This window comes from Kosakonia sp. PSU_27, from assembly GCF_039409795.1.
Lineage (GTDB): Bacteria > Pseudomonadota > Gammaproteobacteria > Enterobacterales > Enterobacteriaceae > Kosakonia.
Window position 1 is genome coordinate 1 of the sequence record NZ_JBCIVK010000018.1, and the last position, 7,131, is coordinate 7,131.

The window sequence follows — 7,131 nt, forward strand, 5'->3', positions numbered from 1 at the left end:
GGCAGGGTACGTTACCGCACGTTCCGACACGCGATCTTCCTCACAAAATTCAATCTATTGGCTATGATGAGTGTCTGGAAAAAACATACCTGACTGACAACGCCAATGAACACACCGAACCAGGGCCTCAGCCCGGCGCTGATTGCGCTGATGTCCGTTGCCACCGGCCTCGCCGTCGCCAGCAACTACTATGCACAACCGCTCCTCGATACCATCGCCCACGCCTTTTCGCTCACGCCCAACCAGGCCGGATTTATTGTTACCGCCGCCCAGCTTGGCTACGCCGCCGGGCTGTTATTTCTCGTGCCGCTTGGCGATATGTTCGAACGACGTTCGCTGATCGTACTGATGACACTGCTGTCGGCAGGCGGCATGCTGATCACCGCCAGTAGTTCGTCGCTCGGTCTGATGATCCTCGGCACGGCGCTGACCGGGCTGTTTTCCGTGGTGGCACAAATTCTCGTACCGCTGGCCGCCACGCTGGCAACCCCGGACAAACGCGGCAAAGTGGTGGGCACGATCATGAGCGGTCTGCTGCTCGGCATTTTGCTGGCGCGCACCGTTGCCGGATTACTGGCAAGCCTCGGCGGCTGGCGCACGGTTTACTGGGTCGCCAGCATATTAATGGTGCTGATGGCGCTGGCGCTGTGGCGCGGGCTGCCGAAAATCAAGCAAGATAATCACCTTAATTATCTGCAACTGCTTGGCTCGATATTTGGCCTGTTTGCCGGTGACAAACTGTTACGTACCCGGGCAATGCTTGGCTGCCTGAGCTTTGCGAACTTCAGCATTTTGTGGACGTCAATGGCGTTCCTGCTGGCCTCACCGCCGTTTCAGTTCTCAGAGGCGACGATCGGCCTGTTTGGCCTGGTGGGCGCCGCAGGCGCACTTGGCGCACGGCAGGCCGGTGGGCTGGCGGATCGGGGTCACTCCCATCTCACCACCACCGGCGGCCTGATCCTGTTGCTGCTCTCGTGGGTGGCTATCTGGCTTGGACACAGCTCGGTTATCGCCTTGATTATTGGCATTATCGTGCTGGATCTCACCGTGCAGGGGGTGCATATCACCAACCAGACGGTTATCTATCGCGTAAAACCGGACGCGCGAAACCGCCTGACCGCCGGGTATATGACCAGCTATTTTATTGGCGGCGCGGCGGGCTCGCTGATCTCCGCTTCCGCATGGCAACACGCCGGCTGGACAGGGGTTTGCCTGGCGGGTAGCGTTCTGGCACTGCTGAATCTGCTGGTTTGGTGGCGAGGATTTCACCGCCAGGAGGCGGCAATCTAAGCACTCCCCCACGTTTGCACGTTTCGGAGGAACACCGGGGTGTTAACGAGTCCCTCAGTCTGTTAAGGTTATGGGACTTGTTTATCCCGGTTATATTAACGTGGGTGATATATAACAAACATTATGGATATGGATAGTTCAGTAACCGCAACAAAGAGCACGTCTGACCAGAGCGCGACATTTCTGGAGGGTATCAAAGACAGCCTTCCCATCGTTTTGAGTTACGTCCCCGTCGCGTTTGCCTTTGGCATGAATGCCACCAAACTCGGTTTTACCCCACTCGAAAGCGTTTTCTTCTCCTGCATTATTTATGCGGGTGCCAGCCAGTTCGTCATCACCACCATGCTTGCCGCGGGTAGCGCATTATGGGTTGCCGCGCTGACTGTGATGGCCATGGATGTTCGCCACGTGCTTTATGGCCCGTCGCTGCGCAGCCGTATTCTGCAACCACTCAAAAACCGCAAAACGGCCGTCTGGGCTTTTGGCCTGACGGATGAGGTATTTGCCGCCGCCACCGCGAAGCTGGTGCGAGATAACCGTCGCTGGAGCGAAAACTGGATGATAGGCATCGCCTTATTTTCCTGGCTTTCATGGGTGGCGGGCACGGTGCTGGGTGCGTTTTCCGGCGACGGACTGCTCAATGGTTACCCGGCGGTGGAATCGGCGTTAGGGTTTATGTTGCCCGCGCTGTTTATGAGTTTCCTGCTGGCCTCGTTCCAGCGTCGCCAGATAAGTGCCGTGACGGCGGCGCTGCTCGGCGCACTGGCGGGCGTCACGCTGTTTTCCATTCCTGCCGCGATTCTGGCGGGGATTTTCGCCGGTTGCCTGGCCGCGCTGGTACAGGCGTTTTATCAAGGAGCATCGGATGCGCAATGAGGTGCTGCTGCTCGGCCTGCTGGTGGGCTGCGTCAATTTTTTATTCCGTTATCTGCCGTTGCGTATCCGCGCCGGACAGTCGCGCCCGGCGAAACGCGGCGTGAGCGGTGTGTTTTTGGACACCATCGGCATTGCGTCCATCTGCGCGCTGCTGGTGGTTTCCTGCGTGCCGGAAATCGCCGCCGACAGCCGCCGTTTGCTGCCGACACTTGCCGGTTTCGCGGTGCTCGGCGTGAGTTTCTGGAAAACACGCAGCATTATTCTCCCCACGCTACTGAGCGCTTTCGCGTACGGAATCGTCTGGAAACTCCTGGCAGATGCATAGATAAGGCAAATTTATTACTACAAATAATACATTTACTTTATTTGTCACTGTCGTTACTATATCGACTGCAATTAATGAGGTTATACCCAAATGGATAGTTCGTTTACGCCCATTGAACAAATGCTTAAGTTTCGCGCCAGCCGCTATGAAGATTTCCCGTTTCAGGAAATTCTGTTAACCCGCCTGTGTATGCATATGCAGGGCAAGTTGCTGGAAAACCGCAATAAGATGCTGAAAGCGCAGGGCATTAACGAGACATTGTTTATGGCGCTGATTACCCTGGAATCCCAGGAAAATCACAGTATTCAGCCTTCTGAGCTGAGTAGCGCGCTGGGATCATCCCGTACCAATGCGACACGCATCGCTGATGAGCTGGAAAAGCGCGGCTGGATTGAGCGTCGCGAAAGCGATAACGATCGTCGCTGTCTGCACCTGCAACTGACCGAGAAAGGTCACGAGTTCCTGCGCCAGGTTCTGCCCCCGCAGCATAACTGCCTGCATCAACTCTGGTCTTCGCTGAGCGTTGGCGAGAAAGATCAGCTTGAGCATATCACCCGAAAACTCCTGACGCGTCTCGACCAGATGGAAGAGGACGACGTCATTCTCGAGGCGTTGCGCTAACGCGATAAGACGCTCGAATATCCAGGATATAAGAATACTGAAAAGCCAGTATCTACTGGCTTTTTTGGCAAAAACAGGCCGGCGTTTGCCGGGATGAAAATAAGAAGATCGTGGAGAAAAGCATGAGCGCAAATGCGGAGAGTCAAACCCCGCAGCAACCGGTCAAAAAGAAAGGCAAACGTAAAAACGCCCTTCTTCTGCTGACCTTGCTCTTTATTGTTATTGCCGTGGCATACGGGATTTATTGGTTTTTGGTACTGCGTCACTTCGAGGAGACCGATGACGCGTACGTGGCAGGGAACCAGGTACAAATCATGGCGCAGGTGTCCGGCAGCGTGACGAAAGTCTGGGCCGATAACACTGATTTCGTCAAACAGGGCGATGTGCTGGTAACGCTGGACGCAACTGACGCGCAGCAGGCGTTTGAAAAAGCGCAAACCGCGCTGGCAAGCAGCGTTCGCCAGACCCGCCAGTCAATCATCAACAGCAAACAGTTGCAGGCGAGCATTGAGCTGAAAAAAACCGCCCTCGCCCAGGCGCAGAGCGATTTTAACCGCCGCGTGCCGCTCGGCAGTGCCAACCTGATTGGCCGTGAAGAGCTGCAACACGCCCGTGATGCCGTGGCCAGCGCGCAAGCAGAACTGGATGTCGCCATTCAGCAGTACAACGCTAACCAGGCCATCGTGCTTGATACCCGTCTGGAAGATCAACCGGCGGTAAAACAAGCTGCGACCGAAGTTCGCAATAGCTGGCTGGCGCTGCAACGAACTAAAATCGTCAGCCCAATCACCGGCTACGTTTCCCGCCGCGCCGTGCAGCCTGGCGCACAGATCACAACGTCCACCGCGCTGATGGCTGTCGTTCCGGCCAGTAACCTGTGGGTGGATGCGAACTTTAAAGAGACGCAGCTTGCGCATATGCGTATTGGTCAGAGTGCGACCATCATCAGCGACATTTACGGCGATGAAGTGAAGTACACCGGCAAAGTGGTTGGCCTGGATATGGGCACCGGCAGTGCGTTCTCGCTGCTGCCTGCGCAAAACGCCACCGGTAACTGGATCAAAGTGGTTCAGCGTCTGCCGGTACGTATTGAGCTGGATGCAAAACAGCTCGCCGACCATCCGCTGCGTATTGGTCTGTCCACGCTGGTGAAAGTGGATACCGCCGATCGTGAAGGTCAGGTGCTGGCAAGCCAGGTGCGCACCAGCCCGGCCTATGAAAGCAACGCCCGGGAAATCAGCCTTGAGCCGGTCAACACCTTGATCGAAAACATCGTGAAAGCCAACGCCGGTTAATCTGAGGTGAGTGCAATGCAACAGAAACCGCTGGAAGGCGCGCAGCTGGTCATTATGACCATTGCGTTGTCGCTTGCGACCTTCATGCAGGTGCTGGACTCGACCATCGCTAACGTTGCTATTCCGACTATTGCCGGTAACCTTGGCTCCTCGCTGAGCCAGGGTACCTGGGTGATCACCTCATTCGGGGTGGCAAACGCCATCTCGATTCCGATCACCGGCTGGCTGGCGAAACGCGTTGGGGAAGTGAAGCTGTTTCTCTGGTCTACCGTCGCCTTCGCAATTGCCTCCTGGGCGTGCGGCGTCTCCAGCAGTCTGGGAATGCTTATATTCTTTCGCGTGATCCAGGGGATTGTCGCCGGGCCGCTGATCCCGCTGTCACAGAGTTTGTTGCTCAGCAACTATCCGCCTGCCAAGCGCTCTATCGCGCTGGCGCTGTGGTCAATGACAGTGATCGTCGCGCCGATTTGCGGGCCGATCCTCGGCGGCTATATCAGCGATAACTACCACTGGGGCTGGATCTTCTTTATCAACGTACCGATCGGTGCGCTGGTGGTGTTGCTGACGCTGCAAAGCCTGCGTGGGCGCGAAACGCGTACCGAGCAGCGGCGCATTGATGGCGTAGGGCTGGCGTTGCTGATCGTCGGTATCGGTAGCCTGCAGGTGATGCTCGACCAGGGTAAAGAGCTCGACTGGTTTAACTCGACGGAGATCATCGTGCTGACGATTGTCGCCGTAGTGTCGATAAGTTTCCTGGTGGTGTGGGAGTTAACCGACGATAACCCGATAGTCGATCTGTCGCTGTTTAAGTCACGCAACTTTACCATCGGCTGCTTGTGTATCAGCCTTGCTTATATGCTCTATTTCGGCGCGATTGTGTTGTTACCACAGTTGTTGCAGGAAGTGTATGGCTACACCGCGACCTGGGCGGGGCTGGCTTCTGCGCCGGTTGGCGTGATCCCGGTGCTGTTGTCGCCGATTATTGGCCGCTTCGCGCATAAGCTGGATATGCGCCGTCTGGTGACGTTCAGCTTTATTATGTATGCGGTGTGCTTCTACTGGCGTGCGTATACCTTCGAGCCGGGCATGGATTTCGGCGCTTCGGCGTGGCCTCAGTTCATTCAGGGTTTCGCGGTGGCGTGCTTCTTTATGCCGCTGACAACCATCACCCTTTCCGGTTTGCCACCAGAGCGACTGGCGGCGGCGTCGAGCCTGTCGAACTTCGCGCGTACGCTGGCGGGCTCGATCGGAACCTCGATCACCACGACGCTGTGGACGAACCGGGAATCGATGCATCATGCGCAGCTTACAGAGTCGGTCAATCCGTACAATCCGAACTCGCAGGAAATCTATAACCAGCTGCAGGGAATGGGCATGTCGCAGCAACAGGCTTCCGGCTGGATAGCGCAGCAGATAACCAACCAGGGGCTGATTATCTCCGCCAATGAGATTTTCTGGTTCTCTGCGGGGGTGTTCCTGATCTTGCTGGGGCTGGTGTGGTTTGCCAAACCGCCATTTGGTGCGGGCGGCGGCGGCGGTGGCGCGCATTAACCTGAAAAGCAAATCGCCTCCTGATGGAGGCGATTTTTTTAATGGCTTGTTTTACTTCTCAATGCCGAGAACTTCCAGCGTCATCACGGAAGTCACGCCGGGCGGTACAGCGCCAGGTATACCTTCCTCGCCGTAAGCCAGCTCGGTGGGAACATAAATCTTCACTCTGCCACCCACGACCAGTTTTTTTACACCAGCACGCATCACCATCGGCAGCTCGCTCACGCGCGCGGTGTTGACTTCGTTCTGTGCGAGAACCTGCCCGGAGCTGACCTTTTCATCCACTTTGAAACGAATGACATCGGTATCGCCAATAGCGGCACCCGGCCCACGTTTTTCAACCAAATAGACCACACCGTTATCCGCCCGCACCGCGCCCTTTAGCTTCGCTGCATCGGCCAGCAACTGCTGTCCTTGCTTCTTGTTACGGGTTATTTCGCGTTGCCGCGCATCGTCTACCTGCTTGTTGAGCGTACTGAGGATCTTTTCCAGCTCTGCATTCTGCATTTGCAGAGTGTTAGCGAATTTATCCTGCAAGCCCTGCAAAAAAGCCGTCGGCATAAATTTCTGCCCGATATCTTTGAGCACCTCGCTCTCAAGCTGGACTTTTGCCGCAAACCAGACACCCCAGGCATAGTTAACGCGAGCGTGTTCTGATTTGTTCGCCGCCAGTGAGAAGGCTGGCGAAGCCGCTTTCGTTGCTGCAGTTTTTGCTACGGCTGGCGTAGCCTGTGCCGCTGCGAGCTGCTGCTCCACTTGCGCTTTCTGCTCGCTACTCTGCTTCAGCTTCGCTTCCAGCTCGGCGAGTTGCTGCTGCGCCAGCGTATTCTCTTCACTGCTCTGCTTCAGCTTCGCTTCCAGCTCGGCGAGCTGCGCACTCTGCCCGGTCGTTTGCTTTGTCGCCTCAGCCAGTTGCGCATCTGCTGCTTCGCGCGTTTTATTCGCCTCAGCGAGCTGTTTTTCCAGCTCTGCCGTTTTCGCCGTTGCCAGCTGGCGTTTCTCCTCAGATGCCGCGCTCTGTTCTTTCGCTTTCGCCAGCTGTTGCTGCGCCAGCGTATTCTCTTCACTGCTCTGCTTCAGCTTCGCTTCCAGCTCGGCGAGCTGCGCACTCTGCCCGGTAGTTTGCTTTGTCGCCTCCGCCAGTTGCGCATCTGCTGCTTCGCGCGTTTTAAT

At 56.4% G+C, this 7,131-nt stretch carries 7 protein-coding genes; 6 read left to right on the forward strand and 1 reads right to left on the reverse strand.

The genetic code is table 11. The features are described from left to right. Positions 1-105 precede the first annotated feature (105 nt). The 6 genes from AAIG26_RS23565 (at position 106) to emrB (ending at position 5,958) form a co-directional block, all read left to right on the forward strand. A complete protein-coding gene (locus tag AAIG26_RS23565) occupies positions 106-1,290 on the forward strand; it encodes an MFS transporter (RefSeq protein WP_343181606.1) in 1,185 nt (394 codons plus the stop codon). 129 nt (positions 1,291-1,419) lie between these two features. Then, on the forward strand, positions 1,420-2,166 hold the full coding sequence (locus AAIG26_RS23570) for an AzlC family ABC transporter permease (RefSeq protein ID WP_343181608.1): 747 nt from the start codon (positions 1,420-1,422) through the stop codon (positions 2,164-2,166). Next, positions 2,156-2,491 carry an L-valine transporter subunit YgaH gene (gene ygaH / locus AAIG26_RS23575; protein ID WP_020454910.1) on the forward strand — a complete coding sequence of 112 codons (336 nt, stop codon included), beginning with the start codon at positions 2,156-2,158 and terminating at the stop codon, positions 2,489-2,491. Before AAIG26_RS23570 ends, ygaH begins: the two co-directional genes overlap by 11 nt. Positions 2,492-2,581: 90 nt before the next feature. Beyond that, a complete protein-coding gene (gene mprA, locus AAIG26_RS23580) occupies positions 2,582-3,112 on the forward strand; it encodes a transcriptional repressor MprA (RefSeq protein ID WP_020454911.1) in 531 nt (176 codons plus the stop codon). Positions 3,113-3,162: 50 nt separating this feature from the next. Then, positions 3,163-4,407, forward strand: coding sequence for a multidrug efflux MFS transporter periplasmic adaptor subunit EmrA (gene emrA / locus AAIG26_RS23585; RefSeq protein ID WP_286141482.1), 1,245 nt, complete (start codon positions 3,163-3,165; stop codon positions 4,405-4,407). Positions 4,408-4,422: 15 nt separating this feature from the next. Continuing rightward, positions 4,423-5,958 carry a multidrug efflux MFS transporter permease subunit EmrB gene (gene emrB / locus AAIG26_RS23590; protein ID WP_020454913.1) on the forward strand — a complete coding sequence of 512 codons (1,536 nt, stop codon included), beginning with the start codon at positions 4,423-4,425 and terminating at the stop codon, positions 5,956-5,958. 51 nt (positions 5,959-6,009) lie between these two features. On the opposite strand, the gene AAIG26_RS23595 is transcribed toward emrB, so the two are convergent. Next, positions 6,010-7,131: FKBP-type peptidyl-prolyl cis-trans isomerase N-terminal domain-containing protein (locus AAIG26_RS23595; RefSeq protein WP_343182144.1), on the reverse strand; the 1,122-nt coding region annotated here is incomplete at its 5' end.